The following is a 25,733-nucleotide window of genomic DNA, read 5'->3' on the forward strand; positions in this document are numbered from 1 at the left end:
GGCAACGACGATGAAATTTGAATTCTCTATCTATCGTTATAACCCGGATGTGGACACCAAGCCGCGCATGCAGGAGTACACTCTGGAGGTCCAGGAAGGCTCCGACATGATGGTGCTGGATGCTTTGCTGCTGCTCAAAGAGCAGGATCCCACTCTGGTGTTCCGTCGCTCCTGCCGTGAAGGGGTGTGTGGCTCTGACGGCATGAATATGAACGGCAAGAACGGTCTGGCCTGTATCACGCCTATTTCCAGCTTCAAGGGCAAGAAGGTGGTAATTCGTCCACTGCCTGGTATGCCGGTGGTGCGCGATTTGGTGGTGGACCTGTCACAGTTCTATCAGCAGTACGAAAAGATTAAGCCGTACCTGATCAATGATGACAAAAAGCCTGCCCGTGAACACCTGCAAAGTCCTGAGGAGCGTGCGCATCTAGATGGTTTGTACGAGTGCATCATGTGTGCCTGCTGCTCAACGGCCTGTCCATCCTTCTGGTGGAACCCGGACAAGTTTGTTGGTCCAAGCGGCTTGCTGCATGCCTATCGGTTCCTGATTGACAGCCGGGATACGGCCACTGAGGAGCGTCTGTCGGGTCTGGACGATGCCTACAGCGTGTTCCGTTGCCACGGCATTATGAACTGTGTGGATGTCTGTCCCAAGGGGCTGAACCCCACCAAGGCCATTGGACACATTAAATCCATGCTGCTGAACCGGGCTGTATAGATGCAAGATACTGAGCAAAAACATATAATCAGTTAGCTCATCCAGAGTCACTTTCTCCTGGCGGGAAGGTGACTCTTTACTGTCAGGGATGACAAAGCGCCGTTGGACGGGACATCCGGGGCGGCAAACAGAATTTCGCTGGGCAACAAGCTAAGCACGTGTATCAAGTTTGAAAGGAATAGCAATGCACCAAGGCACTATGAAAGCCTGGCTCGAATCATCTCACCTGAGTGGTGCTAATTCGACTTATGTTGAAGAGATGTATGAGGCCTATCAGGACGATCCCTCATCGGTTACTGATGACTGGCGAGCGGTATTCGATAATCTCCCTGCGGTGAATGGGTCTGCCCCGGAAGCCGCGCATTCCAAAGTTCGTGACTATTTTCGCAGTTTGGCATTGGAAGGACGCCGAGGCGGCTCAGGCCGGGTATCGGATCCAGAATTGGACGCCAAACAGGTTAAAGTGCTGCAGCTGATTAACGCCCACCGTTTCCGTGGTCACCAGAATGCCAATCTGGACCCGCTGGGACTGTGGAAGCGTGAGCCGGTAAAAGAACTCGATCCGGCTTTCCACGGCCTGGATGCCGAGGACATGGACAGGGAATTCAACACAGGTTCCTTCGCCCACGGTGGCGAGACCATGAAACTGGCTGACCTGGTCAAGGCGCTGAAGACCACCTACTGCGGTGCTATTGGTGCCGAGTATATGCACATCACAGATACCGAAGAGAAGCGCTGGATCCAGCAGCAACTCGAACCGACTCTGGGGCGTGCTCAGCTTACTAAAGCTGAAAAGACCCGTATCCTCGAAGGACTGAATGCCGCCGAAGGGATGGAAAAGTACCTGGGCGCCAAGTTCCCCGGTGCCAAACGCTTCTCACTGGAAGGTGGCGATGCGCTGGTCCCCATGATGCGAGAAATTCTGTACCGTGCCGGTGAAGCCGGTACCAAGGAAATCGTCATCGGTATGGCTCACCGTGGGCGTCTGAACGTGCTGGTCAACGTGCTGGGCAAACGCCCGGGAGAACTGTTTGACGAGTTTGCCGGTAAACACAAGGGCGAGCTGGGTTCAGGAGACGTGAAATATCATCAAGGCTTCTCCTCTGACTTTGAAACACCCGGTGGCAATCTGCACCTGGCCCTGGCGTTCAACCCCTCTCACCTTGAGATTGTTAACCCTGTGGTGATGGGCTCGGTACGTGCCCGGCAGGACAGACGTCACTGTAAAACCGGTCTGCAGGTGATGCCCATTACCATTCACGGCGACAGCGCCATTACCGGTCAGGGGATCGTGCAGGAGACATTCAACATGTCTCAAACCCGCGGTTTCAAGATTGGTGGCAGTATCCGCATCGTGGTCAACAACCAGGTGGGCTTTACCACTTCACTGCATCAGGACGTTCGCTCTACCGAATACTGTACTGATATTGCCAAGATGGTGCAGGCACCGATTTTCCACGTGAACTCAGATGACCCTGAAGCGGTGGCGTTTGTTTCCCGTCTGGCGGTAGATTATCGCAACACTTTCCGTCGTGACGTGGTGATTGACCTGGTGTGTTACCGCCGTCATGGTCACAACGAAGCGGATGAGCCCAGCGCGACTCAGCCGCTGATGTACGCCAAGATCAAAAAGCATCCAACACCACGCAAGATTTATGCGGACAGGCTTATCGCTGAAAACACCCTGGCAGCCGATGACGTCACCGGTATGATCAATGATTACCGTGACGCTCTGGATCAGGGCGAGTGCGTGGTCAAAGAATGGCGGCCGATGACGCTGCATTCAGTGGACTGGAGCCCTTACATCGGTCACGACTGGGATGTGGCTTATGAGCCTAAGTTGCCTATGGCTCGTTTGCAGAATCTGGCTGCCCGTCTGGTTGATGTGCCTGCCAGCCATCCGCTGCAGGCGCGTGTTGCCAAGCTGTACAGTGACCGTGAAGCCATGGCCAAAGGTGAGAAACTGCTGGACTGGGGCTTTGCCGAAACGCTGGCTTACGCGACGATTCTGGAAGACAACAAGCGGGTACGTATTACTGGCCAGGATTCTGGTCGCGGCACCTTCTTCCACCGTCATGCGGTATTGCATAACCAGAATGATGCCACTACCTATCTGCCGCTGCGCCATGTGGCTGATGAGCAGGGGCCAATCGATATTACTGACTCTGTACTGTCCGAAGCCTCTGTGCTGGCGTTTGAATACGGCTACGCCACGGCCGAACCCGGCGGTCTGACCATCTGGGAAGCCCAGTTCGGTGACTTTGCCAACTGTGCCCAGGTGGTGATCGACCAGTTCGTGTCCTCCGGCGAGCAGAAGTGGGGCCGTCTGTGCGGTCTGACGCTGCTGTTGCCTCATGGTTATGAAGGACAGGGCCCTGAGCATTCTTCCGCCCGTCTGGAGCGTTTCCTGCAACTGTGCGCTGACCACAATATGCAGGTGTGTGTGCCTTCAACTCCCGCGCAGGTTTACCACATGCTGCGCCGTCAGGTGGTGCGTCCGATGCGTCGTCCATTGATAGTCATGTCACCAAAATCCCTGCTGCGTCACCCATTGGCGGTGTCCAGTCTGGAAGAGCTGGCCAATGGCAGCTTCCAGAACGTGATTGGTGAAATCGACGAACTGGACGCCAGCAAGGTCAACCGCGTGGTGTTCTGTAGCGGTAAAGTGTATTTCGAACTGCTCGAGAAACGCCGTAAGGAAGGGCTTGATAATGTTGCCATTATCCGTGTTGAACAGCTGTACCCATTCCCTCATGAGGAGATGGTGGCGGCGCTGGCAGACTATCAGCATGTGAAAGATTTCGTCTGGTGTCAGGAAGAGCCTCAGAATCAGGGTGCCTGGTATTGCAGCCAGCATCATTTCTGGAGTGCTGTCCCCAAAGGCGCAACCCTGACCTATGCCGGACGTGCTGCTTCAGCAGCTCCGGCCTGTGGGTACCCTGAACTGCACAACCTGCAGCAGCAGACCCTGATTAATGACGCACTGAATCTAAAGTAATAGACATTTTTATAAAAAGGATATTGATCCATGAGTATCGAAATTAAGGTACCCGTCCTGCCAGAATCTGTTGCCGATGCTACCATCGCGACCTGGCACGTTAAGCCAGGTGAGCAGGTTTCCCGTGATCAAAACCTGGTTGATATTGAAACTGACAAGGTTGTACTGGAAGTGGTTGCCCCGGAAGACGGCCAGATTGCTGAATTCCTGGCTCAGGAAGGCGACACTGTGCTGGGTGAGCAGGTGATTGCCCATTTTGTCGCCGGTGCAGTTGCCGGTCAGGAAGTGACCAAGGCTGAAGCTGAAGCTGCGGCGCCTGCAGCAGCGGCCAGTGACGAGAGCAACGATGCCCTGAGTCCATCAGTGCGTCGTCTGATTGCCGAACACAGCCTGGATGCCAGCAAGATCAAGGGCACAGGTGTAGGTGGTCGCATCACCAAGGAAGATGTTGAAGCCTTCGTCAAAGGTGGCGCGGCCAAAACGGCTGCTCCAGCCGCTGCTGTGGTTGCTCCGCTGGGTGAGCGCAGCCAGAAGCGGGTGCCGATGACCCGTCTGCGCAAGACCATCGCCAATCGCCTGCTGGAAGCCAAAAACTCCACCGCCATGCTCACGACGTTCAACGAAGTGAGCATGAAGCCCATCATGAACATCCGTAAACAGTATCAGGATGAGTTCGAGAAGAAGCACGGTATTCGTCTGGGCTTCATGTCTTTCTACGTGAAAGCCGTGACCGAAGCCCTCAAGCGCTTCCCTGAAGTCAATGCCTCTATCGACGGTGATGACATCATTTACCACAACTACTTCGATGTCAGCATCGCGGTTTCTACCCCACGTGGACTGGTCACGCCAGTGCTGCGTGACACCGACACCATGAGCCTGGCCGATATTGAAAAAGCGGTGCGCGATCTGGCCATCAAGGGCCGCGATGGCAAGCTGACCGTGGAAGACATGACCGGCGGTAACTTCACTGTGACCAACGGTGGCGTGTTTGGCTCTCTGATGTCCACGCCGATTCTGAATTTGCCCCAAAGCGCGATCCTTGGCATGCACGCCATCAAGGACCGTCCTATGGCAGTAAATGGCCAGGTAGAAATTCTGCCGATGATGTACCTGGCACTGTCCTACGACCACCGTATCATCGATGGCCGTGAGTCTGTGGGCTTCCTGGTGACCATTAAGGAATTCCTGGAAGACCCAACCCGTCTGCTGCTTGATCTCTGAGCATGCTGACCAGGCCTGCTCACCCTCTTCGGGCAGGCCAGTGGAGGGCAAACAGGAGTTGTCGCCCTCCTAAAACCTGGTGATTGGCCGGTGACGGCCAGTTGGAACTGATTAGAAGTATATGGATAGATCATCATGAATTTGCATGAGTATCAGGCAAAAGGCCTGTTCGCCGAATATGGTTTACCTGTCTCTGAAGGCTATGCCTGTGATACCCCTCAGGAAGCGGTGGAAGCAGCGGGCCGCATTGGCGGAGACATGTGGGTAGTGAAGTGTCAGGTACATGCCGGTGGCCGCGGAAAGGCTGGTGGTGTGAAAGTGACTGGCGACAAAGAAGAGATCCGCGCCTTTGCCGAGCACTGGCTGGGCAAGAACCTGGTGACTTATCAGACTGACGAAAATGGCCAGCCAGTTGCCAAGATCCTGGTAGAAAGCTGCACTGATATTGCCAATGAGCTGTATCTGGGCGCAGTGGTTGACCGTGGCACCCGTCGCGTGGTGTTCATGGCCTCTACCGAAGGTGGCGTAGAAATCGAAAAGGTGGCGGAAGAAACACCTGAGCTTATCCACAAAGCCATCATTGACCCGCTGACCGGTCCTCAGCCTTTCCAGGCCCGTGATCTCGGTTTTAAGCTGGGTCTGAACCCGACTCAGATGAAACAGTTCACCAAGATCTTTATGGGTCTGGCGAACATGTTCATCGACCACGACTTTGCGCTGTTGGAGATCAACCCGCTGGTGATCACCACTGAAGGCAACCTGCACTGTCTGGACGGTAAGATTGGCGTTGATGGTAACGCATTGTTCCGTCAGCCAAAAATCAAGAATATGCATGACCCATCCCAGGACGACCCACGTGAGGCTCATGCGGCCAAGTTCGAACTGAACTATGTGGCGCTGGATGGCAACGTCGGCTGTATGGTGAACGGTGCCGGTCTGGCCATGGGGACCATGGATATCGTAAATCTGCACGGCGGTAAGCCAGCCAACTTCCTCGACGTAGGTGGCGGCGCAACCAAAGAGCGCGTATCTGAAGCCTTCAAGATCATTCTGTCTGACAGCAATGTAAAAGCCGTTCTGGTGAACATCTTCGGCGGTATCGTACGTTGTGACATGATCGCCGAAGGTATCATTGGTGCGGTCAAAGAAGTAGGCGTGAAGGTGCCTGTGGTTGTGCGTCTGGAAGGGACCAACGCGGAACTGGGTGCCAAGGTGCTGGCTGAATCTGGTCTGGACATTATTGCTGCCAAGAGCCTGACCGACGCTGCACAGCAAGTAGTTAAAGCTGCGGAGGGTAAATAATGTCTGTTTTGATCAACAAAGATACCAAGGTAATTTGCCAGGGATTTACCGGTGGTCAGGGTACTTTCCACTCTGAGCAGGCGATTGCTTACGGTACTAAAATGGTTGGTGGTGTGTCTCCCGGCAAGGGCGGTACCACTCACCTTGATCTGCCGGTATTCAACACAGTAAAAGATGCGGTTGCGGCGACTGGCGCCACAGCGTCGGTGATCTATGTACCTGCACCTTTCTGTAAAGACGCCATTCTGGAAGCTATTGACGGTGGCATCGAGCTTATCGTCTGTATCACTGAAGGTATTCCAACGCTGGATATGCTGCAGGTGAAAGTGAAGCTGGAAGAGACCGGCGTGCGTATGATCGGTCCTAACTGTCCGGGTGTTATCACTCCTGGCGAATGTAAAATTGGTATCATGCCAGGTCATATCCACAAGCCAGGTAAAGTGGGTATCGTTTCCCGTTCAGGCACTCTGACTTACGAAGCCGTTAAGCAGACCACTGACGAAGGTTTCGGCCAGTCTACCTGCGTAGGTATTGGTGGTGACCCAATTCCGGGTACCAACTTCATCGATGTACTGGAAATGTTCCAGAACGATCCTCAGACCGAAGCCATCGTGATGATCGGTGAAATCGGTGGTACTGCCGAGGAAGAAGCGGCGGCTTACATCAAGGCCAACGTGACCAAGCCGGTTGTGTCTTACATCGCCGGTGTCACAGCACCTGCCGGTAAGCGCATGGGCCACGCCGGTGCGATTATCGCCGGTGGTAAAGGCACTGCCGAAGATAAATTCGCTGCTCTGGAAGCGGCCGGTGTTACTACCGTTCGCTCGCTGGCCGATATCGGCAAGGCGCTGCGCGAAAAGACAGGCTGGTAATCCCATCCTTCAGAAAAAGGCGCCTGCGGGCGCCTTTTTTGTCTGGTTTCCGCGTCCTGAGTTTCCTTAATTATCGAGTCACCATGGCCACCATTGATATTGTATTTCCGCTTCTGTTTATCGCCTCGCTGGGGTTTGCTGCCAGTAAAAGCGGCTGGTTCAGTGCTGAGCATATTGCCGGGATCAGTAAATTTGCCTTTTATGTGAGTATTCCTGCGCTGCTGTTTTCAGCCATGCTCAGGGTGCCCCTGGAAGACAGCATCCGCCTGCCGGTACTGGGTGCCTTTTACATACCGGTCATCCTGACTTTTGTCATGACGTTGCTGGGCTGCGCGTGGCTGCTTAAGCGAACGGAGAGAGAAACCGCGGTGCTGGCCCTGGGAGGCAGTTATTCCAATACCCTGCTGGTGGGCTTACCTGTCATCGTGGCAGCCTTTGGGCCGCAGCAGATGGCGAGTGTGTTTCTGATCATTCCCTTTCATAGTGCAGTACTCTTTGGCCTGACCTTTGCCATTGCCCCACAGCAGCATAAACGGCGGGGCAGTCTGTTAAAGGGATTACTGCTCAATCCTGTTGTGGCCAGTATTGGTCTTGGGTTAATGGGCAATGCTGCGGGACTGAGCTTGCCGGCGGCACTGAGCAGCGGCCTGGATATGCTGGCCAAGCCCGCGATAGCATGCGCATTGTTTGTCCTTGGTGCCAATCTCAATCAATATCGGTTGTCCGGTGCCATTGCGGTCAGTCTGGGGCTCAGTGCCGTCAAGCTGCTGATGTTGCCTGCACTTATTCTGCTGTGTGGACAGATGCTGTCACTGTCAGAGGTGGAACTGGCGGTCACAGTGCTGCTTGGTGCGTCGCCCCTTGGTGTTAATGCGTACCTGATTGCTGCTCAGCTGAAGCGGGACAGCGAGGTTATCGCCGGCACAGTGGTACTGTCATCCACCCTGTGTATCCTGACTGTGATCTTCTGGTTGGCTGTGTTAACGTGAGGCCTGTTTCAGGAGAGAAACTTCTTTCAGACGGGCGGAGCAGGAGCGCATACCGTGATAATTACCACCACTGACAGGCTGATTTTAAGACACTTCGACGAACGGGATGTCGATGCATTATTTCTGATGAACAGCAACCCCAAGGTGCTGACCTATATTCCCCAGCAGCCGTTGACTGACAGGGCTCAGGCCGAAAAAGTGCTGCATGAGGTGATTTTTGAAGATTATCGCACCCATGGTTTCGGGCGCTGGGCCGTGGAGCTTAAAGAAAGCGGCAAGGTCATAGGTTTTTGTGGTCCCAAGTATCTTCCTGAATTTGATAAGGTGGAGTTGGGTTACCGTTATATGCCTCAGTACTGGGGCCAGGGGTTGGGGACTGAAGCTGCCCGCGCCGCCATCGCCGAGTTTAAGCCACGGCTGCAGCTGGATGAGGCCATTGCGCTGATCCTGGATGGCAACCTGGCGTCCATGGGCGTGGCCCGGCAGATAGGCATGGCAGCGCTGAGACGTGATAAGTTGATGGGCCAGGATGTGACCGTGTTTCACAAATGGCTTTGAGGCTACCCGGGATTCTGCGGATAGCGTAAACGGCAGATGTTGAGCAGATGCTGCATTTCTTTCAGCCCGGGTGAAGCGCTAAATGATGCGCATCGCGCTGAAATTAACAGGGAAAACAGGGATTGCCATGGACTTTATCGAAGTGTATCCGAATGCTTTGCCGGACGCGTTTTGTGACCGTCTGATCGCTACTTTTGAGCAGCATCCCGGAGTGACTGACGGTCATACCGGGCATGGTGTTGATAAGGAAAAGAAGAACAGTCAGGATTTGATGCTCGATGCCCATCGGGACCTGGATGCACTGCGCAATGAACTGCTGCAATATACCCTGACCCGGGCAGTGGATTATTTCAACAAATATCCGTTGGCGATGATGGGCGCCGTGGCTGTGCAGGTCAGTGATGAACATGACCGGCCTGTTACTCTGTCTCCGGAGAACTTCGAGCGACTTGGCCGTCCCAGGACCGAAGCGCTTATCCGCTACCTGTTTCGCAGCGGCACTATTAATATCCAGAAATATCCGCAGGGAAAAGGGGGCTACCCTCACTGGCATTCAGAGCAGTTTCCCCAGGCCGGACACAATGAGGCGCTGCACCGGGTGGTGCTTTACATGTTCTACTTAAACGATGTGGCAGAGGGTGGCGAAACCGAGTTTTTCTATCAGGGACGCAAGCTGACGCCACGCAAGGGCACGCTGGTGATTGCGCCGGCAGCGTTTACCCACTCACACCGGGGCAATATGCCACTGAGTGGCGATAAGTACATCGCCACCTCCTGGATCATGTTTAACCGGGCAGAGCAGCTTTATGGCCCGCTGAAAAAATCAGGCAGTTAATTTTTAGCTACAGCTTAAGGTTATCAGTCCACCTTAAGCTGTCAGCCGGGAATCGTAATACGGAACAGCGCGCCTTCCATTAGAGAGTCTTCGATGGTCAGGGTGCCCAGATAGCTGCCGACAATTTCATCACATACCGCCAGACCAATTCCCTGACCCGATGTCCGATTGTCGGCGCGGATACCACGTTGCAGCACCTTGTTTCTCAGGGGGGGCGGGATACCCGGCCCATCATCTTCCACCGTCAGCACAAATTGCCCGTCAGACATGGATGCACTGACCCTGACGCTACTGATACACAAACGATAGGCGTTTTCCATCAGATTGCCGCACAGCTCCATCAGGTCTTCAGGCGCACCGGGAAAATGGATCGTGTCATCCACGGCCAGCGTCAGCATGACCTGTTTGTCCCGATAGACTTTGTCCAGCATCTGCTGCATCTGTTTGAGCATCGGCAGTACCGGAGTGGCTTCCAATTTTAGGCCTTTCCGACCCATGGTGGCACGTTTCAACTGATATTTAACCAACTGATCCATCTGACCTATCTGTGCCATGATGCGCTCATTGGCTTCCTCACGGCTCAACGTTTTGTCATCTGTGATGGCATGCACTGCCGCCAGGCGGGTTTTCAGGCTGTGGGCCAGATCGTTCATCGCATGCTCAACTCTTTGCTGCTGCGCTGCTGATTGGCCCAGCAGCTGATTGACCGCAGTGGTTACGCCATTGAGCTCTGCCGGATAGTCAGCCGACAATTCGCTTGCCCGACCCTGATTGATCGCCTGCAATTCGTTGCGCAGTGTCATCAGCGGCCTCAATCCCCAATATCCTGCGCTGGCGAGCAGAATAAAGGCCAGTGCCATCACCAGCGCCAGGCGCCAGTAGGTGCGTTCGCTGAACTCGCGGTTTTCCTGCTGGATTTTGGCCGCGTCTTTCATGACCAGCAAACTGTATGGCTTGCCGCCAAGTTCAACGCTCAGCAGGTAGGCGTAGTAGTGGCGATTATCCGACAGGGTGAGTCGGTAGGGGGGGGAGTCGTGTCTGATGTCATCGAATGCATGGCAGGCGTTTATCAACCCCAGCTCGGAGGCTTTTGATGACGTCCAGATCTGGCTGAAGTCCGGACCGCAGGCTGCCATGATGTATCGCTTGGGTAAACGGTTGCTGTCTAGCCATTCTTGGGCTGGCGGCAATTGACGGCTTTCCCTGAGCTCTGCCGCAACGCTGGGCATTTCGGCAATCAGCTCTGCGGTTTCCTCATTGTAGGCGTTCTGCTCATGGAGCAGGTTGATCAGTGCTGCCAGACCGAACCCGACCAGGGCAATAATCGTCAATGAGGTGAAAAACATGCGCGCCATCAGGCGCTTTTTGATGGTTACCGGCATGGCTGGCTCAGTGACACGTCTGGGTGAATCGGTAACCCTGACCACGGATAGTGGTAATGGGGCAATCATTGCCCTCACGGGTGAGTTTTTTACGCAAACGGCTAATCATCACTTCAATGGTGTTGGGATCGCCCTCCTTGTCACCGTAAAGCACATCCAGCAGTCGCTGTTTGGCCACGACTTCACCATGGTGGCGCATCAGGTATTCCAGGATCTGGTATTCAAAGGCGGTGATTTCCAGCTCTTCGTCCCGCCAGCTGACCTGCTTGGCGGCCAGATCCAGTTTGATGGCACCACTGGTGATCACCGGTCTGACAAAACCGGCGCTACGGCGCACCAGTGCATCGAGGCGGGCCACCAACTCCTCTTTCTGAAACGGCTTGACCAGATAGTCGTCGGCGCCGGCGTTTAGGGCAGTGACTTTATCCTGCCAGTTCACCCGGGCGGTCAGTACCAGCACCGGGGTTTTGATGCCCAGCTCCCGCAGCCGGCCTATCAGTTCCACGCCGTCGCCGTCGGGCAGACCCAAATCCACTATGGCGACATCGATTGGATAGTCCCGCGCCTGATACAGACCTTCTGCTGCCGTTGAGGCAACCTGCACCTGGTTGCCCAGTTCACTTAATTGCACTCTGAGATGGTGGGACAGGATAGCATCGTCCTCTACAACCAAAATTCGCATCGAATTTCTCCCGATATCCGGCCTATTCGCATCTTCCCACGTCTGATCAATATCTTACCTATCGGGCGATGCGCTGTAAAAGTCATCGTTATGCTAATACAACTCGCCTGTACCTTAGCTGAATCACAGCCTGAATGAAAAAGCCGGTAAAAAAGACTTGAGTTTGCGGTTTGTCTGGTTAAGTATTCGTAAAATTTTTACCGAAGGTTGTGTTGTGAAATCGTTGAGGGTCTGTCTTTTCAGTGTTTTTCTGCTTCTGCCCGCGCTGACCTGGGCGCAGGTATTCACCTTTACGGCGATTCCTGACGAGGATGAGACCCAGTTAAAGACCCGCTTTGAAAAAGTCGCCCGTTACCTTGAAGGGGAACTGGGGATCGAGGTGGCCTATTTGCCGGTTAAATCCTATGCTGCGGCGGTGACTGCATTTCGTAACAATCAGGTCCAGCTGGCCTGGTTTGGTGGTTTGTCAGGTGTGCAGGCTCGACGCCTGGTGCCCGGCTCTGAGGCCATCGCCCAGGGATATGAAGACCAGTTTTTCAAAAGCTATTTTATTGCACATAAATCAGCGGGTTTGACGCCATCAGACAGTTTTCCCGGCATGAACGGCCTGACCTTTACTTTTGGCTCCAAAGACTCCACCTCGGGGCGCCTGATGCCGCAGTTTTTCATTGAACGGAATCTGGGTAAACGACCGACGGAAATTTTCTCCCGGATTGGCTATTCAGGTGATCACAGCCGTACTCTGGCGCTGGTTCAGGCTGGCGTATATCAGGTCGGTGCGCTGAACTACAAGGTATGGGAGTCGGCACTGGCCGAAGGCAAAATTGACACGGATAAGGTGCAGGTGATCTGGGAAAGTCCGGCCTATCCCGACTATCAATGGACGGTTCGTGCCGGGGTTGATGAAGTTTGGGGCGAGGGGTTCAGACAAAAATTGACTCAGGCGCTGCTGAATATGAAAGATCCCGAACTGCTGGCGAGTTTTCCGCGCCAGTCCTTTGTGCCGGCAGTCAATCAGGACTATTTACCCATTGAAGAGCTGGCCCAGAGTATCGGACTGCTCGATTGATGTTGAAATTGACTGCTGAGCGTATCGGCTATGGTGAGCAGACTGTGCTTGAACGTGTCAGTCTGTCAATTGAAGAGGGCGAGCGGATTGCCATACTCGGTCCGTCCGGGGGCGGCAAAACCAGTCTGCTGCATGCACTTTACCGGCGTTTACCTGCCGGAAAGGCTGCATTGTGTGTCCAGTCCCATGCGCTGGTCGATAATCTGAGTGTGTTTCACAACGTGTACATGGGCGCATTGGGGCGACACAACTGGCTGTATAATCTGGCAACTCTCATTTGGCCTGGCAGGCGTCACAGGTGTGAAGTGGCGCAGATTTGTACTCAGCTGGAACTGGCTGTGCCGCTGACCGGTGCAGTGACTCAGTTGTCCGGCGGCCAACGGCAGCGTCTGGCGCTGGCCCGGGCTCTGTATCAGCAGCGCCGGGTGTTATTGGCCGATGAGCCTTTTTCTGCACTGGATGCCCGGATGACCGACAGATTGCTTACCTGCATCAACCGGACATTCGACACCCAAATCATGGTCATGCATGACGCCTCTCTGGCTTGCCGGGCATTCGATCGGGTTGTGGGGATTGCCCGGGGGCAAATCGAGTTTGATCTGCCGGCGGCGCAGGTGACCCCATCCATGCTGACTGCGCTGTATCAACAGGACGCGGTTGCCGCCATCCCCGAATCTGCCGGCTGATACTGTCAATGCCACAGAAACCTTCCTCTCCTGCTGCGCCGCACTGGCATCCCGGTCCTTGGCAGTGGCGTACTGCACTGCTCTATAGCCTGTTTGCCATCGCCTGGTACCTTGCGGATATTGCTGTGCTTACCATCGATCCCTGGCACGAGCTGCAATTGATCGCTCAGGGAATTTTGCGGCCCGGACTTGGGCAAATGGAATTTCTGCTGCGCACAGTCTGGCAAACGGTTGCCTTTGCCCTGCTGGGGGTTGCGCTGGCGCTGCCTGCTGGACTGATGCTGGCGCTGGGGTATCAGCATAAGGGGATCGCACTTGGCTGCGCTTTGGTGCGGGGTGTCCATGAGCTATTCTGGGCATTGCTGCTGATGCAGATTTTCGGACTTGCGCCGCTGACCGGCATACTGGCGATTGCGCTGCCATTTGCGGCCACGTTTGCCCGGGTGTTTTATGACATGCTCAGACTCGCGCCGGCGCCGCTGGAACACAGCTTGCCCGGAGACTGGCTCAGCCGGTTTGTGTATGGCCGTATGGCCAAAGTGTGGCCATTGATGGCCAGTTATATTCGTTACCGTTTTGAATGTGCGCTCAGAAGCAGTGCCGTGCTGGGGTTTATCGGGCTGCCGACCCTGGGGTTTTACCTTGAGTCTGCTTATTCTCAGGGACAATATGCACTGGGCGGCGCACTGCTGTTACTGTTTATCCTGTTGATTGGCACGCTGAAGTATTGGGCAAGGCGGACGTTATTGCCATTTTACCTGCTGGCGGCATGGTATTGGCTGCCAGCCGCACCGGCACTGGACAGTCTCACACTGTTGCAGCAGTTTTTGCACGACTTGCTGCCACCACTGCAGCTGGACTCCCGACCGGGAAATACCAACGTGATGACATTGATGCAGGGGGTATCTGACTGGTTTGCACCACTATTTTACGGGCAAATCCTGCCCGGAGTGGCTGCCACCCTGTTGCTGGCGCTGGCCGCCCTTGGCCTGACCCATCTGCTGACGCTGCTCTGCCTGCCTCTGGCAAGCCGGCGTTTTTGGCCCGGATGGCTGAGTGGACAACTGGCTTCACTGGCGCTGCGTTCGACTCCGGAATATCTGCTGGCATTTGTGTTTGTGTTGCTGGTAGGGCCATCCATGTTGCCCGGTATTCTGGCATTGGCGCTGCACAATGCCGCACTGCTGGTCTTTCTGCTGGCAAGGCAGGCGGATGAGCTGCCGGCCCAGAGTGTCCCCCTGAACAGTTTTGATGACTGGCATTTCAGAGTACTGCCGGTGCTTTACCCCAATGCCATGGCATTGCTGCTGTATCGCTTCGAGGTGATCCTGCGGGAAAGTGCCATTCTGGGGATGATAGGGGTGATGACGCTGGGATTTTACGTGGACAGTGCTTTTGCCGAGTTACGTCTGGCCAATGCGGCGATGTTGCTGTTATTTACCGCCTTGCTGAATATGCTGGTAGACGCCTTGAGTCAGCGACTGCAGGCCCGGGCTGTGCGCCCCATGGCCTGCTGACTCCGCGTCCGCCCCGGATTTGCGTGGCGCAGGGAGTTGCTGACACTGTGAGATTATGGATTGTTGCCTGACTTGTTGAGGGCATCGCGGATCGCCTGTTTGTCCTCTTCGGTCAGCTCACTGTGTTCAATCATGCCGACGATACGGCGGGTCATTGCGGGTCTGGCGTCATCGCGAACGACGATCAGCCTGTCTGCACCTTCTTCACTGATCTCTATGTTGAATCCCTCCAGTCCGGGCAGGAATAAATCCACTTGATCCGCCATTTTCAGCGCATGCAGCTCCATCTCCCGGCTGCGCTGCTCCAGTTGCCTGGCATGTTGCTCCATCTCCTGCAGAAACTGCTCATGTTGCTGCTCAAACACCCGGGCACGCTCTTCCATTGCAGCGTCCATTGCAGGAGGAGGCTCCACGTCGAACAGCAGCGCGTTGTTTTGCATGCTCTGCAGCAATTTAATGATTTTGCTGCGCTTATCCTCCGGCAATGAGGCCAGCCGGTTTGCCAGCACGTCGGGATCTTTCAGTTCATCACTGGTGAAAGACTCCGTCAGTTCAACACCTTGCTGAAAGACTTTCAGGGTAGTGGTCCCAAAAGCTTGTTCATCGCCCTTGATATGGATGGTTTGCACATCGACGGCACCTGCCGGGGCAATCATCGGTCCGCCGGACAGGCTGATACCCAGCAGCAGTGGAATGAAGGTTTTCATACAATTTCCTTGTTGTTGATGTTCGGACCCTATGTGCTCAGCCAGAATCGTGCCATCAGGCTAACTGTATGAATATTATGCTGATGGGATTTACTCATAGGGGCGTATGCCGCTAACAGTGCCGATTTGCGCAGCTGCGCTTCCCCATATCAGGAAATCTGCCTTGACAGGAGCCGGGAATGTATCAAAGGTAAATCTGTCGTTTGCACATCGGCCGATGAAAAACCGGCAGCTGGACTGCATTGATGATGCACTCGACATGTTTGCTGCAAAATGGCGCGATTATTGATTACCTGCAGTACCTGAGCCGCAACGCGGCGTGACGAAAGGAAGAGTTATGTCCATCCGGCGTTATCTGTTTCTGCTGATAAGTGGAGTCATCCTGCTGCTCAGTACCAGTCAGCTGTTCCTTGCCTGGTTTTTTAAGGGGCAACTGCAGCAGGAGGTGCAGGCTGATTCCAGGGCGCTGTCCCGGGAGGTAGTCAGCGTAGTGTTTGGCTCACCGGCACCGCTCCCACCGTTCAATTTTCCCCAAAAATCGGAGGAGCCGTTGCCCAGCGAGCAACTTAAGCAATTGCGGGAGCTGGAGGCACTGGCTGAGCAATACGGCAGGCTGGAGGATGAATTGAGCAGCATCGATGAGCGCCTTCACCGGGTGTCTGTCACGCCAGAGGAAAGAATAGACGCTGAAGGTAACGCAGAAACCCTACCGGATGGAGAGGAGGAGCGACTTGTGATGCTGCGTCAGCGGGCTTTGCAGGCCGAAGGGCTGGTGCAGTTTCGCGAGCAGCAGTTGGCTGAGCTGCAACGTCGCTGGGCGGAGCGGGTGAGGCGTCAGACCGAGGCATATTATCGTGACAAAGCCGATGCTGTGCTGACCCGGCTGGAAAATATCCAGATGACACCTGGCCGGGTAGAACTTATTGCCACTCCCGATATGATCCATGAACTCAATTTCAGTCAGCGTCACACCAATGATTTGCTGTCCCGCTATGTGGAGTGGATGCTGCTGCTTATCTCGATTACCGGCCTTATCGCGATTTTACTGGCTTCCTGGGTGATATCCCGTTTCAGCCGTCCGCTGTCGGAGCTGGCCCGTGGTCACCGGGCGTTGGGGGAAGGACAGCTTGGCGTGCAAATCCGGGAGCAGGGCGTCAGCGAGCTGCGGCGCATGCTGTCAGGATTCAATACCATGAGTTTAAGACTGCTGGAATTCAGTCACCAAGAGCAGCAAATGGCCGGGCAACAGCATCTGGCCGAGCTTGGGCAGATAGCCAGAGGTATCGCCCACAGCCTGAGAAATCCACTGCAGACTCTGGGGTTGCTGTCCGAATCCATGTGTGCGCAGCAAAATGAGACCGCGCGGCTGCAGACCCTGGATAAAATGCGCATGAAAATTCATTTGATGGACAAGCAAATACAGTCTTTGCTGACACTGTCTGCCAATGGTTTGTGCCGCACACAAAAAGTGCCGTTGGGGGCAATTGTGCAGGACATTTTGCTTGAGCTGTCAGTCACCGGAACCCGGGTTGATGCCGACCTTCAGATTGCCCCGGGCACCTTTGTCACCGGCGCTGAGTCGGAGATCCGCAGCATATTGCACGCGGTACTGGTTAATGCCGGTGAAGCCAGCAGGCAGACGCTGGCGAGGATCCTCATCGACGGCGGTCAGAGCGGAGAGGAGGTTCATATTCATATTACCGACTGGGGCTGTGGATTGACGCCTGAGCAACAGCAACATCTGGGGCAGCCCCATTACACCACCAAAGCCGAAGGGACGGGCATGGGACTTTATATCGCCGGCAGACTGCTTGAAGCCCACTATGGCGGCAAGCTGATGTTTGACGATAATCCCGAAGGTGGCACCGTGGTTACCGTGATATTCAGGGAGGACGCATAATGGGTGAAACACTGCATATTCTGGTGGTGGAGGACGAACCACAACAGCGGCAGCTGATAAGTGCCATGCTGCAGGAGGCAGGGTACCGGACTTCTGACTGCGGCAGTGTTGAGGAAGCCATTTTGCTGATCAAGGCGGACAAACCTGATCTGGTGTTTTCAGACTGGAAACTGGGCCAGTTATCCGGGATGGATTTGCTCAGTTATGTGCGCCGGGAGCAGGGAGAAACCGGGTTTATCATCGCGACAGCTTACGGCACCATCAGTCATGCGGTCGAGGCTATCCGGGCCGGTGCGGATGATTATCTGGCGAAGCCGTTTCAGCGTCAGGCCCTGTTGCTGGCTATCGATAAAGTCGCCCGGACCCAGGAGCTGAAAAGACAGAATAAAGCGCTTTCCAGCGCCCTCAGTCAACAGCAGGAACTGGTGGGTTTGGTGGGTAAAGCTCCCTGCATGCAGAAGGTGTATGAACGGATCCGGCGGATCAGTGCTACCGATGTTACCGTACTGATTGGCGGTGAGAGTGGTACCGGCAAGGAGTTGGCTGCCCGGGCATTGCATCAGCTATCGGATCGCAGCGCCAGACCCTTTGTCGCCATCAACTGTGGTGCGATTCCGGAATCTCTGGCCGAAGCTGAGCTGTTTGGGGCTGAGAAGGGGGCTTTTACCGGCGCAACCAGCCAGAAAATCGGTAAACTGGAAATGGCGGATGGGGGCACTTTGTTTCTAGATGAGGTGGCAGAACTCCCCTTGTTGCAGCAAACCAAATTGTTGCGCTTCCTGCAGGAAGGGATTATCAGTCGACTCGGTCAGCAGGGCGAGCTGTCGCTGGATGTTCGGGTTATTGCCGCGACCCACAGGGATTTGAGTGCAGAGGTCAGTGCCGGTCGCTTCCGTGAAGACCTGTTTTACCGGCTCAACGTGGTGCCTTTGCATATGCCGGCCCTGCGCCAGCGGCAAGAGGATATTGGCCGGCTGATTGAGTATTTTCTCAAACTGCACGCCAGAGCCTACTCCCTGCCGGTCCCGGTATTGGATAAAGTCGCCATGAAACAGTTGCTGGATTTTCACTGGCCGGGCAATGTCAGAGAGTTATCCAACCGCATTGAACGCTTTGTGCTGCTGGGCGATGAGCAGGAGTTATTGCAGGAGCTGAAACAGGCCTCATCGGCAGCAGTCAGTGGCAATGCTTGTTGCCTGCCTGATTCCGGAGTCAACTGGGATGAGTTTGAAAAACAGTGCTTGCAACAGGCGATGCTCAGACATGATAACAACCGGACCCGGGCGGCTAGATGGCTGGGGATGAGTTACAAAGCTTTTTTATATCGACTGGAGAAACATGCATTGGTGTGAATCTGTGACCGCGCCTGTTGAATGGGCGCAGTCACAGGCGGGATTCAGCGGCTGAGTTTGCGTAAACGGGCTATGCCCTCCACCCACCAGGCCGCGGCGAACGTAAACAGCGCCACTGCCGACATGATGGCGGCCAGTCTTAACCAGGGGGCATCCATGGCGATACGCATCTGTACATAATCGTAGCCGCTGACACCCCACACTCCCACGGCGCCGATGACCAATGCCAGTTGCATAACCCGATAGACCGCCAGGTTGGAAAACAGCAGCAGGGCTGGCATCAGTGCTGCCGCCACGCACAGCCAGATATCATCAAAACGCAGGAAATGAGCACCGATAAGCCAGAACGCCAAAGCAACCAGAATACTTCGCCACCACATGAAACAACCTCCATGAATATTTGGTTGCAGGGTAGCAAATACTAAAGATGCTTTTGGATTGCCAGTTCACATATCTGCGATTTACTTAATAAGCAACCAGCAAATTAGCCAGAATTGTGATGGCCACCACCACGAATAATAGCCCGGAAAGATTGTTGATAAAGCAGGTTTTTGCCTGAAGCCAGGGTCTTAATCCGCGGCTGGTGAGGCCCACTGCCAGCAGGCTGAACCACAGCAGACTGAGACTGAACATCAGGATACAGATCAGAAGCTTATCCATAAATCCTGCGTCAGCACTGACGAGGGTAGAGAACAGCGTCAGGAAAAACACTAGGGCTTTGGGATTGAGCAGATTGGTGTACAGTCCCTGCATAAAGCTGTTTCCTGTGGGTAATTCAGTCGCCGGAAGCTGCGTGTCACAGGTCCGGGCCCGACGCCAGCCGCTTCTGAGCATTTGCAGTCCCATCCAGCCCAGATAGCTTGCCCCCAGAATTTTTACCAGTGTAAACAGGGGGGGACTGCTTTGGATCAGCAAACTGATCCCACTGAGACTGGCCAGCGTGTGGATCAGGATAGCGACACTGATACCCAGTGCCGTTGCCAGTGCGGCGCTGCGCTGGGCGGTGGCCTTGTTGAGCATCAGTGCAAAGTCGGGACCCGGGCTCATCAGTGCCAGCCAATGAATCCCGGCAAGGGTAATAAACAACTGAGTTTCCATAGTATTTCTTATCCACACATCGCTTTTCGGTATGCCGAAGGCGACACGGTAAAGGCCTGTTTAAAGGCTTTGTTCAAATGTGCCTCATCATAAAAGCCCAGCGAGCAGGCCAGATCGCACAGACGTTCATTCCTGTGGAGGCGTTTTTTGGCATGTTCCAGTCTGAGGCGTTGCAGATAGGCAAACGGCGTGATCCCCAGTGTCTGTTTAAATTGCCTCAGCAGCTGATATTTCCCCAGCCCGGCAATGTCCGCGAGGGTTTGCAGTTGATAGTCATCCCCCGGATGCGCGTGAAGCCTGTCGATGACCCGGCTCAGTGCCGGTGACGATAACGAATAATCCCTGGGCTCTGCCCGGTTTTCGCCGCAACTGCGCATCATATCAGCCATCAGACTGATAAGCGCCGATTCCAGTGCCAGTGTCGGCATGCGCGGATCGCTCAGTTGCTGATGCAACGTCACAAACCTGTGGTAGAGCTGTGGGTCTGTGTGTTGTCCACAACGGAAAAACCACTCACCGGAGCCATGCTCACGGGCAATCAGGGTCATCCAGTCAACCGGCAAGGACAGTACTTTGGTCACATAGTCGCCGGCATCAGCACTTTCTCCGGTGTGCACCATATCCGGATTCATGGTGGCCAGTTTGCCGGGATGTAACAGCAGGTTTTCCCCGCTGTGCCGGTAACGCTGGGCGCCATGGGTGACTACCCCGATATGAAAATCCAGATGGACATGGGGCGCGAAACTGAATTGCCTGAAATGGCCTTGGCTTATTTCCACCCCGGGCAATTGCCCGGGCCGCAAATAGGTCATCTTTTCCTGCATGGGCTGCACTCTGGTTAACATTTCACTGGATTCTAATCTTCAGCCGCCGTCAAAAACCAGTAAATGATTGCACCATCGGCAATTATCGCTTCGTTAAAATCTGCGCCGGAGATTTGAGCATAATGGAATTGCTCCCCGGCAATCGTCAGTAAAGGCTTAAGTTTCTGAGACAGTTAACTCATAATAGTCGCAGCGAATATTTGCGTTAATCAGTTTGGAGCGTTGCCTGTGAAAGGACATATTCTTAGTGAAATGAAAGTACAGCCCAGTATCGACCCTCAGCTGGAGGTGCAACGCCGGGTGAGTTTTATCAAGAGTAAATTACATCAGGCCAACAGCAGGACGCTGGTGCTGGGGATCAGCGGCGGGGTGGACTCTTCAGTCACTGGTAAATTATGTCAACTGGCGGTGGATGAAATGAACCGGGAGCAGCAAAGTGATGACTATCGGTTTATCGCGGTGCGTCTGCCTTATGATGTACAACAGGATGAGGATGAGGCGCAAATGGCCTGTCGTTTCATTCAGCCAAGCCGCCAGGTTACCGTGAATATCCATGCCGGTGTGGATGGCGTGCACTATGAAACCCTCAATGCCCTGAGTGATGCAGGCATAGATGTGCCCCCTAAAGTCAATGTCGATTTCGTCAAAGGCAATGTTAAAGCCCGCATGCGGATGATTGCTCAGTATGAAATCGGTGGATTAACCGGCGGACTGGTGGTTGGCACAGATCACAGTGCCGAGAATATTACGGGTTTTTATACCAAGTGGGGCGATGGCGCCTGCGATCTGGCGCCGTTATTTGGCCTGAATAAACGCCAGGTGCGTCAATTGGCGGCATATTTGGGGGCTCCTGAAGTCCTTATCCACAAAGCGCCGACGGCTGATCTGGAGGAGGACAAGCCGTTGCTGGAAGATGAAGTGGCGTTGGGGCTGACCTATGATGAGATAGATGATTTCCTGGAGGGTAAACCTGTACCTGTTGAAGTGGAAAAACGCCTCATCAGTATTTACCTGGCTACCCAGCATAAACGTCAGGCTATTCCGACTATCTACGATTGATTTCATGCTGCGGCCGGTCTATCGCTGGCCGGTAAGCGTTGTCGCCATTCGTTTGGATGGCGTCAAATATCTTCGATAATACTGCAGATGACCCGATCGCGACCGGCACTCTTGGCGCGGTACAGGTTATCGTCTGCCCGTTTTATCCAGCTGTCGATTTTGCCTGAAAATGCAGCGTTGGCGATAACCGCACCCACACTGGTCTTGAGTGTGAACTGACGGCCATCGTCCGGATTGGTGATCAGCGTGCTGCGAAGTTTGCTGGCAAACTCTTTGAGGTGGGATTCCACCTTCAGCGGGTTGCACATCGGCAGAATAAGCAAAAACTCTTCCCCGCCATAGCGGGAGACAATATCGGTTTCCCGTACAAAATGCTGACACAACAGGTTGGCAACGGCTTTGAGGCTGGCATCTCCTCCCAGATGACCATACTCGTCGTTGATTTGTTTGAAGTGATCCAAATCCAGTAGTACCACTGCCAGCGCCTGCTCACCGCGCTGACACAGCATCTGTGCCTGTTTGAACTGACTCTCGGCAAATCGCCGGTTGTAAATCCCGGTCAAGGCATCGCGCTCGGCCAGTGTCTGCAGCTCTGAGTTGGCCCGCTCCAGCTCAAAGGTACGCAGCGCGACCTGCTCCTCGAGTTGCAGCTGCTGTTTTATCAGCTCCTGCTGTGAGGATTTCAACTGCTCATAGAGCTGGTGCACTTCCGTGGTGATTTCTTCGTCATTCCATCTGGGGCGCGGTTTATCATCTGACTGCCGGAACTGCTGGGCAATAAGCTCCAGCGGGCGGGTAAGGGATTTTGCCAGCAGCGAAGACAGTATCAGGGTGATCAGCAAAGACGCTCCCAGCAATGCCACTGAGGTGAGATACTGACGCTGTGCCATGCTCAGCATAGGGTCAAATGGCTTGAGCAGATACAGCTGCCACTGGTTGTTGAGTTCTTTGCGGGTGTACAGAAATTCAGGTACCTGACTACTGGTTTGTTTGAGGTTCATCATCGGCATGGACATGCGATAGAAGTTACCGCTGGGGCTGAACAGAAACGTCGACAATGGCGTCAGTGCCAGGGTATCTGAGGCATAAATGACATTGCCTCTGGCATCGGTCAGCACCATGCTCAAATCTTCCCGCTGCATAGCGGGTAACTCGAGTTGCGAAAAGCCCGTCAGATCCAGAGAGCCTTCTACAATGGCCTGAGGGCGCTGATAGTTTTCCTGCAGATACACAGGAGAGCTCATGGCAACGATGACGTCATTGCCAAACCCCCTGCCAAGAAACACATCAGAAATGAAGTCATTCTGGTTGTACAGGGCTTCGCGAAAATAATCCCGATCGGCGACATTCAGGCTCGCTGCGGGTTTATCCTTGAGCATGGAGGCCGGGCTGGCATGCAGAATGTTGCCTTTGTGGTCGGCAATCAGCATGGTCAGAAAGTTGGGATAAGTCTGGTTCAGACGGGTCAGCATAAACTGCCAGTGGTCTTTATCTGTGTTGGAGAGGCTTAACCAGCGGGCAGCGTTGCTGATTGCCTGCTGGTGGGTTTTCAGATAACGTTCCACCGAATTGGCCAGCGAGCCCAGCGAGTCCTGCAGGTTGTTCTGCACTATCTGCTGCTGATTGCTCAGGTAAGTATGGTTGTAGAGCAGTGAAGATATCAGCATGGCTGCAGTGATAAGCAGGGCAAACACATAGTTCAGCTGTTGTTTGAAGCTGCGTCTGAGATGCCCCTGACGCAAACTTAACCTGAACAGTGCAGGGATAAGCAATACCACCAGGCAGCCGAGACTGGCATACAGCATGCCGTTGATGGCCTGTTTAATGACGATAAAAAAGATGTGGTCTTCTGTCAGGCCGGTATACAAAGACGCATACAGCATGAATATCGCCGGGCTGACCATCAACCAAAACACTATTGCGGCATAGAACACATAAAATCCCCTGCGCTTGGCATAACCAAGCCAGAGGGCTTCGAGCATGAAAATAATGAAGGGATACAGGGAATCCCAGCTCATATAGAGCCCGGCTGCGCACCAGAAGGCTGTCAGCAGGGCATAGTAAGGGCCGGCGACCGCAGCAACAATCACCAGACAAACATTACCAATGACCAGTTCTACGTTGGCAAACAGGGGAATGGGGTAGAGGTTGAGTACATATCCCAGCAGCCCAAGCAGCAGCGCCAACTGCAACAGCGGTGGATTAAATTTAGTATTCTGCAATCAACGACCTTTTTTATGTGGACAGAAGCCCGCAGGCCCGTGTCACCGTTCTAATTTCTGGTTGCATGTTGTTTCGAAGATGTTAACCCGTGGCTGGGCGGCGCTCAAGTGCGAAGCCGGTGAAAAGTCACTGATGACTTGTTCGCATGCCCGCTATCACCGCACCGGGTATCGCTATCATGACAGATATCAGGTTGATCTGTTTGAGGTTGAGTCATCGCATATAGACGGGATGGAATATCAGTGTCTCCTGGCTGGCAAAGCAATGGAGTCAGCATCAGCCGCCCGCGCCGACGAATAGCGGGCAGGCATTATCCGCCAGGTTTGCATAGAATTGACTTATGATACCTGCATCAGGCCGACGCAATGTATTTTGAACTTGTTTATATGTCCCGCGCACAAAGTCCGCTGCTGCCCCGGGATCTTAACGCTTTGCTGGAGCAGGCCAGAGTAGGCAATGCAAGTCTTGGGATCTCCGGAGTATTGCTGTATCAATCCGGGTCATTTGTGCAACTGCTCGAGGGAGAAGAGCCCGCGGTGCGGGAACTGTTTAACAAAATCAAGCGCGATCCCCGCCATTCCAGAGTGACTCAACTGTATGCCGGGTATCTGCTGGAGCGACATTTTGCCGATTGGAGCATGGGATTTGTCGATACAGACAGGCTTGATGGTGAGTCGGCAGTGGGCCTGTCCAACATACTGTCATCGGACTTCGACGACAGTGAATTGCAGGCCCTGAAGGCGGCATCCGTGGATATTCTGCTGTATTTCAAACATCAGTTCTGAGCTGTCCTTTGGCTATCAGTTTTGTACTATCGCGGCCAGCGCCTGAGAAAGCTGCGGATAGCGGAAGTTGAAGCCGGCTTCAATGGCCCGTGTTGGCAGCACATATTGTCCCTGGGTCAACAACATAGCCTGTTCCCCCAGTAACACGCTTAACATCCAGGCCGGGGCGGGCAGCACGGCAGGCCGGTGTAATGCCTTGCCCAGCGTGATTGCAAACTCACGGTTGCTGACGGGGTTGGGCGCTACCGCGTTGTAAATGCCTTTGGCGGTCGGGCTGTTCAGCATGAACTCCAGCAACGACAGCAAATCATCCAGATGGATCCAGCTCATGCCCTGTTGCCCATGCCCAATGGGTCCGCCCAGACCAAGTTTGAAGGCTGGCAGCATTTTGGCGAGCGCGCCCCCTTGCTTACCCAGTACGATACCAATCCGTGCGATGCACACCCGAGTATGTTCACTGGCTGCACCAAGCGCCAGCGACTCCCATCTGGCGCAGATGGCATGGGCGAAGTCCGCTTTGGGCGTTGATGATTCAGTCAGGGATTCAGTATTCCAGGTGCCATAAAATCCTACGGCAGAGGCGCTGATAAATACCTGTGGCGGAGTTTCTGACCGGCGAATAAGTGCCGCCAGTGTTTCGGTGATATCCCAGCGGCTGTGACATAGCCGCTGCTTTTGCTGCGGGTTCCAGCGCTTGCCTATAATGGGTTCACCGGCAAGATTAATGATGGCATCAGTATCATTCAGGGTTGAAAGGGAATCGAGGTTATCGATGAAGCGGCAGTTGGGGTCAGGCAGTAACCTGGCCGCTTTAAGGGGATCCCGGGTCAGGAGTAATAAGTTGTGCTGCCCGGCCAGTCTGGATACCAGTGCCTGACCGATAAAGCCGGTTGCGCCGGTAATCAGTATATTCATGACAGAGTCACTCCTTTTATTCTGTACAATACCCTCAAGGC

General features: G+C 54.3%; 24 protein-coding genes. 16 read left to right on the forward strand and 8 right to left on the reverse strand.

Annotation, left to right across the window (positions count from 1 at the left end):
- Positions 1-10: 10 nt before the first annotated feature.
- The 8 genes from ACRRUX_RS13430 (at position 11) to ACRRUX_RS13465 (ending at position 9,493) form a co-directional block, all read left to right on the forward strand.
- The gene (locus ACRRUX_RS13430) at positions 11-718 is read left to right on the forward strand and encodes a succinate dehydrogenase iron-sulfur subunit (RefSeq protein WP_432531141.1); all 708 of its coding nucleotides are present in this window, start codon (positions 11-13) and stop codon (positions 716-718) included.
- A gap of 184 nt (positions 719-902) precedes the next feature.
- On the forward strand, positions 903-3,716 hold the full coding sequence (gene sucA / locus ACRRUX_RS13435) for a 2-oxoglutarate dehydrogenase E1 component (protein ID WP_432531143.1): 2,814 nt from the start codon (positions 903-905) through the stop codon (positions 3,714-3,716).
- A 30-nt stretch (positions 3,717-3,746) separates the two neighbouring features.
- The gene (odhB, locus tag ACRRUX_RS13440) at positions 3,747-4,937 is read left to right on the forward strand and encodes a 2-oxoglutarate dehydrogenase complex dihydrolipoyllysine-residue succinyltransferase (protein WP_432531145.1); all 1,191 of its coding nucleotides are present in this window, start codon (positions 3,747-3,749) and stop codon (positions 4,935-4,937) included.
- Between the two features lie 135 nt (positions 4,938-5,072).
- The gene (gene sucC / locus ACRRUX_RS13445; protein WP_432531148.1) at positions 5,073-6,239 is read left to right on the forward strand and encodes an ADP-forming succinate--CoA ligase subunit beta; all 1,167 of its coding nucleotides are present in this window, start codon (positions 5,073-5,075) and stop codon (positions 6,237-6,239) included.
- A complete protein-coding gene (gene sucD, locus ACRRUX_RS13450) occupies positions 6,239-7,111 on the forward strand; it encodes a succinate--CoA ligase subunit alpha (protein ID WP_432531150.1) in 873 nt (290 codons plus the stop codon). Before sucC ends, sucD begins: the two co-directional genes overlap by 1 nt.
- Before the next feature lie 83 nt (positions 7,112-7,194).
- Positions 7,195-8,100: an AEC family transporter gene (locus tag ACRRUX_RS13455; RefSeq protein ID WP_432531152.1), complete on the forward strand. Its 906-nt coding sequence runs from the start codon at positions 7,195-7,197 to the stop codon at positions 8,098-8,100.
- A gap of 57 nt (positions 8,101-8,157) precedes the next feature.
- A complete protein-coding gene (locus ACRRUX_RS13460; protein WP_432531268.1) occupies positions 8,158-8,658 on the forward strand; it encodes a GNAT family N-acetyltransferase in 501 nt (166 codons plus the stop codon).
- 127 nt (positions 8,659-8,785) lie between these two features.
- Positions 8,786-9,493, forward strand: coding sequence for a 2OG-Fe(II) oxygenase (locus ACRRUX_RS13465; protein WP_432531271.1), 708 nt, complete (start codon positions 8,786-8,788; stop codon positions 9,491-9,493).
- A 41-nt stretch (positions 9,494-9,534) separates the two neighbouring features.
- On the opposite strand, the gene ACRRUX_RS13470 is transcribed toward ACRRUX_RS13465, so the two are convergent.
- On the reverse strand, positions 9,535-10,875 hold the full coding sequence (locus ACRRUX_RS13470) for an ATP-binding protein (RefSeq protein ID WP_432531273.1): 1,341 nt from the start codon (positions 10,873-10,875) through the stop codon (positions 9,535-9,537).
- Between the two features lie 7 nt (positions 10,876-10,882).
- Positions 10,883-11,557 (reverse strand): response regulator, encoded by a 675-nt coding sequence (locus ACRRUX_RS13475; RefSeq protein ID WP_432531154.1) that lies wholly within the window; start codon positions 11,555-11,557, stop codon positions 10,883-10,885.
- Positions 11,558-11,780: 223 nt separating this feature from the next.
- Between ACRRUX_RS13475 and ACRRUX_RS13480 the strand changes: the two genes are divergently transcribed.
- The 3 genes from ACRRUX_RS13480 to ACRRUX_RS13490 are packed head-to-tail and all read left to right on the forward strand — an operon-like array spanning position 11,781 to position 14,829.
- Entirely contained in the window at positions 11,781-12,626 is an 846-nt protein-coding gene (locus ACRRUX_RS13480; protein ID WP_432531275.1) for a putative selenate ABC transporter substrate-binding protein, read from the forward strand.
- Complete coding sequence (locus tag ACRRUX_RS13485; protein WP_432531156.1) at positions 12,626-13,312, forward strand: ATP-binding cassette domain-containing protein; 687 nt, start codon at positions 12,626-12,628, stop codon at positions 13,310-13,312. The genes ACRRUX_RS13480 and ACRRUX_RS13485 overlap by 1 nt, the downstream gene beginning before the upstream one ends.
- Before the next feature lie 8 nt (positions 13,313-13,320).
- Positions 13,321-14,829: a PhnE/PtxC family ABC transporter permease gene (locus ACRRUX_RS13490; RefSeq protein ID WP_432531159.1), complete on the forward strand. Its 1,509-nt coding sequence runs from the start codon at positions 13,321-13,323 to the stop codon at positions 14,827-14,829.
- 53 nt (positions 14,830-14,882) lie between these two features.
- Here ACRRUX_RS13490 and ACRRUX_RS13495 read toward each other — a convergent pair whose 3' ends face one another.
- Positions 14,883-15,536, reverse strand: a complete 654-nt coding sequence (locus ACRRUX_RS13495; RefSeq protein ID WP_432531162.1) for a hypothetical protein — start codon at positions 15,534-15,536, stop codon at positions 14,883-14,885.
- 337 nt (positions 15,537-15,873) lie between these two features.
- On the opposite strand from ACRRUX_RS13495, the gene ACRRUX_RS13500 reads away from it, so the two are divergent.
- Positions 15,874-17,436, forward strand: a complete 1,563-nt coding sequence (locus ACRRUX_RS13500; RefSeq protein ID WP_432531164.1) for an ATP-binding protein — start codon at positions 15,874-15,876, stop codon at positions 17,434-17,436.
- Positions 17,436-18,788 carry a sigma-54-dependent transcriptional regulator gene (locus ACRRUX_RS13505; RefSeq protein ID WP_432531166.1) on the forward strand — a complete coding sequence of 451 codons (1,353 nt, stop codon included), beginning with the start codon at positions 17,436-17,438 and terminating at the stop codon, positions 18,786-18,788. Before ACRRUX_RS13500 ends, ACRRUX_RS13505 begins: the two co-directional genes overlap by 1 nt.
- A 44-nt stretch (positions 18,789-18,832) precedes the next feature.
- Here the strand turns inward: ACRRUX_RS13505 and ACRRUX_RS13510 are convergent, their stop codons facing one another.
- From ACRRUX_RS13510 to ACRRUX_RS13520, 3 genes are all read right to left on the reverse strand, one after another.
- Complete coding sequence (locus ACRRUX_RS13510; protein WP_432531168.1) at positions 18,833-19,168, reverse strand: hypothetical protein; 336 nt, start codon at positions 19,166-19,168, stop codon at positions 18,833-18,835.
- A gap of 85 nt (positions 19,169-19,253) precedes the next feature.
- Positions 19,254-19,886 carry a LysE family translocator gene (locus ACRRUX_RS13515; protein ID WP_432531171.1) on the reverse strand — a complete coding sequence of 211 codons (633 nt, stop codon included), beginning with the start codon at positions 19,884-19,886 and terminating at the stop codon, positions 19,254-19,256.
- Between the two features lie 8 nt (positions 19,887-19,894).
- Entirely contained in the window at positions 19,895-20,731 is an 837-nt protein-coding gene (locus tag ACRRUX_RS13520; RefSeq protein ID WP_432531173.1) for an AraC family ligand binding domain-containing protein, read from the reverse strand.
- A gap of 207 nt (positions 20,732-20,938) precedes the next feature.
- Between ACRRUX_RS13520 and nadE the strand changes: the two genes are divergently transcribed.
- The gene (gene nadE, locus ACRRUX_RS13525) at positions 20,939-21,769 is read left to right on the forward strand and encodes an ammonia-dependent NAD(+) synthetase (protein ID WP_432531175.1); all 831 of its coding nucleotides are present in this window, start codon (positions 20,939-20,941) and stop codon (positions 21,767-21,769) included.
- 62 nt (positions 21,770-21,831) lie between these two features.
- Here the strand turns inward: nadE and ACRRUX_RS13530 are convergent, their stop codons facing one another.
- Positions 21,832-23,991: a sensor domain-containing diguanylate cyclase gene (locus tag ACRRUX_RS13530; protein ID WP_432531178.1), complete on the reverse strand. Its 2,160-nt coding sequence runs from the start codon at positions 23,989-23,991 to the stop codon at positions 21,832-21,834.
- Positions 23,992-24,070: 79 nt separating this feature from the next.
- On the opposite strand from ACRRUX_RS13530, the gene ACRRUX_RS13535 reads away from it, so the two are divergent.
- Both ACRRUX_RS13535 and ACRRUX_RS13540 read left to right on the forward strand, forming a co-directional pair.
- Complete coding sequence (locus tag ACRRUX_RS13535; RefSeq protein WP_432531180.1) at positions 24,071-24,292, forward strand: hypothetical protein; 222 nt, start codon at positions 24,071-24,073, stop codon at positions 24,290-24,292.
- 65 nt (positions 24,293-24,357) lie between these two features.
- Complete coding sequence (locus ACRRUX_RS13540) at positions 24,358-24,777, forward strand: BLUF domain-containing protein (protein WP_432531182.1); 420 nt, start codon at positions 24,358-24,360, stop codon at positions 24,775-24,777.
- Positions 24,778-24,792: 15 nt separating this feature from the next.
- On the opposite strand, the gene ACRRUX_RS13545 is transcribed toward ACRRUX_RS13540, so the two are convergent.
- A complete protein-coding gene (locus ACRRUX_RS13545) occupies positions 24,793-25,692 on the reverse strand; it encodes a TIGR01777 family oxidoreductase (protein WP_432531184.1) in 900 nt (299 codons plus the stop codon).
- Between the last annotated feature and the right edge of the window lie 41 nt (positions 25,693-25,733).

Origin of the sequence: Shewanella sp. GXUN23E (genome assembly GCF_050865035.1) — a bacterium.
In the GTDB taxonomy this organism is placed as follows: Bacteria; Pseudomonadota; Gammaproteobacteria; order Enterobacterales; family Shewanellaceae; genus Shewanella.

What these genes read in the sequence shown, in the direction of transcription:
- ACRRUX_RS13430 (WP_432531141.1), top strand. Translation starts at nt 11, where the DNA reads ATGAAATTTGAATTCTCTATCTATCGTTATAACCCGGATGTGGACACC.
- sucA (WP_432531143.1), top strand. Translation starts at nt 903, where the DNA reads ATGCACCAAGGCACTATGAAAGCCTGGCTCGAATCATCTCACCTGAGT.
- odhB (WP_432531145.1), top strand. Translation starts at nt 3,747, where the DNA reads ATGAGTATCGAAATTAAGGTACCCGTCCTGCCAGAATCTGTTGCCGAT.
- sucC (WP_432531148.1), top strand. Translation starts at nt 5,073, where the DNA reads ATGAATTTGCATGAGTATCAGGCAAAAGGCCTGTTCGCCGAATATGGT.
- sucD (WP_432531150.1), top strand. Translation starts at nt 6,239, where the DNA reads ATGTCTGTTTTGATCAACAAAGATACCAAGGTAATTTGCCAGGGATTT.
- ACRRUX_RS13455 (WP_432531152.1), top strand. Translation starts at nt 7,195, where the DNA reads ATGGCCACCATTGATATTGTATTTCCGCTTCTGTTTATCGCCTCGCTG.
- ACRRUX_RS13465 (WP_432531271.1), top strand. Translation starts at nt 8,786, where the DNA reads ATGGACTTTATCGAAGTGTATCCGAATGCTTTGCCGGACGCGTTTTGT.
- ACRRUX_RS13470 (WP_432531273.1), bottom strand. Translation starts at nt 10,875, where the DNA reads ATGCCGGTAACCATCAAAAAGCGCCTGATGGCGCGCATGTTTTTCACC.
- ACRRUX_RS13475 (WP_432531154.1), bottom strand. Translation starts at nt 11,557, where the DNA reads ATGCGAATTTTGGTTGTAGAGGACGATGCTATCCTGTCCCACCATCTC.
- ACRRUX_RS13485 (WP_432531156.1), top strand. Translation starts at nt 12,626, where the DNA reads ATGTTGAAATTGACTGCTGAGCGTATCGGCTATGGTGAGCAGACTGTG.
- ACRRUX_RS13490 (WP_432531159.1), top strand. Translation starts at nt 13,321, where the DNA reads ATGCCACAGAAACCTTCCTCTCCTGCTGCGCCGCACTGGCATCCCGGT.
- ACRRUX_RS13495 (WP_432531162.1), bottom strand. Translation starts at nt 15,536, where the DNA reads ATGAAAACCTTCATTCCACTGCTGCTGGGTATCAGCCTGTCCGGCGGA.
- ACRRUX_RS13500 (WP_432531164.1), top strand. Translation starts at nt 15,874, where the DNA reads ATGTCCATCCGGCGTTATCTGTTTCTGCTGATAAGTGGAGTCATCCTG.
- ACRRUX_RS13505 (WP_432531166.1), top strand. Translation starts at nt 17,436, where the DNA reads ATGGGTGAAACACTGCATATTCTGGTGGTGGAGGACGAACCACAACAG.
- ACRRUX_RS13510 (WP_432531168.1), bottom strand. Translation starts at nt 19,168, where the DNA reads ATGTGGTGGCGAAGTATTCTGGTTGCTTTGGCGTTCTGGCTTATCGGT.
- ACRRUX_RS13515 (WP_432531171.1), bottom strand. Translation starts at nt 19,886, where the DNA reads ATGGAAACTCAGTTGTTTATTACCCTTGCCGGGATTCATTGGCTGGCA.
- ACRRUX_RS13520 (WP_432531173.1), bottom strand. Translation starts at nt 20,731, where the DNA reads ATGTTAACCAGAGTGCAGCCCATGCAGGAAAAGATGACCTATTTGCGG.
- ACRRUX_RS13535 (WP_432531180.1), top strand. Translation starts at nt 24,071, where the DNA reads ATGTTAACCCGTGGCTGGGCGGCGCTCAAGTGCGAAGCCGGTGAAAAG.
- ACRRUX_RS13540 (WP_432531182.1), top strand. Translation starts at nt 24,358, where the DNA reads ATGTATTTTGAACTTGTTTATATGTCCCGCGCACAAAGTCCGCTGCTG.
- ACRRUX_RS13545 (WP_432531184.1), bottom strand. Translation starts at nt 25,692, where the DNA reads ATGAATATACTGATTACCGGCGCAACCGGCTTTATCGGTCAGGCACTG.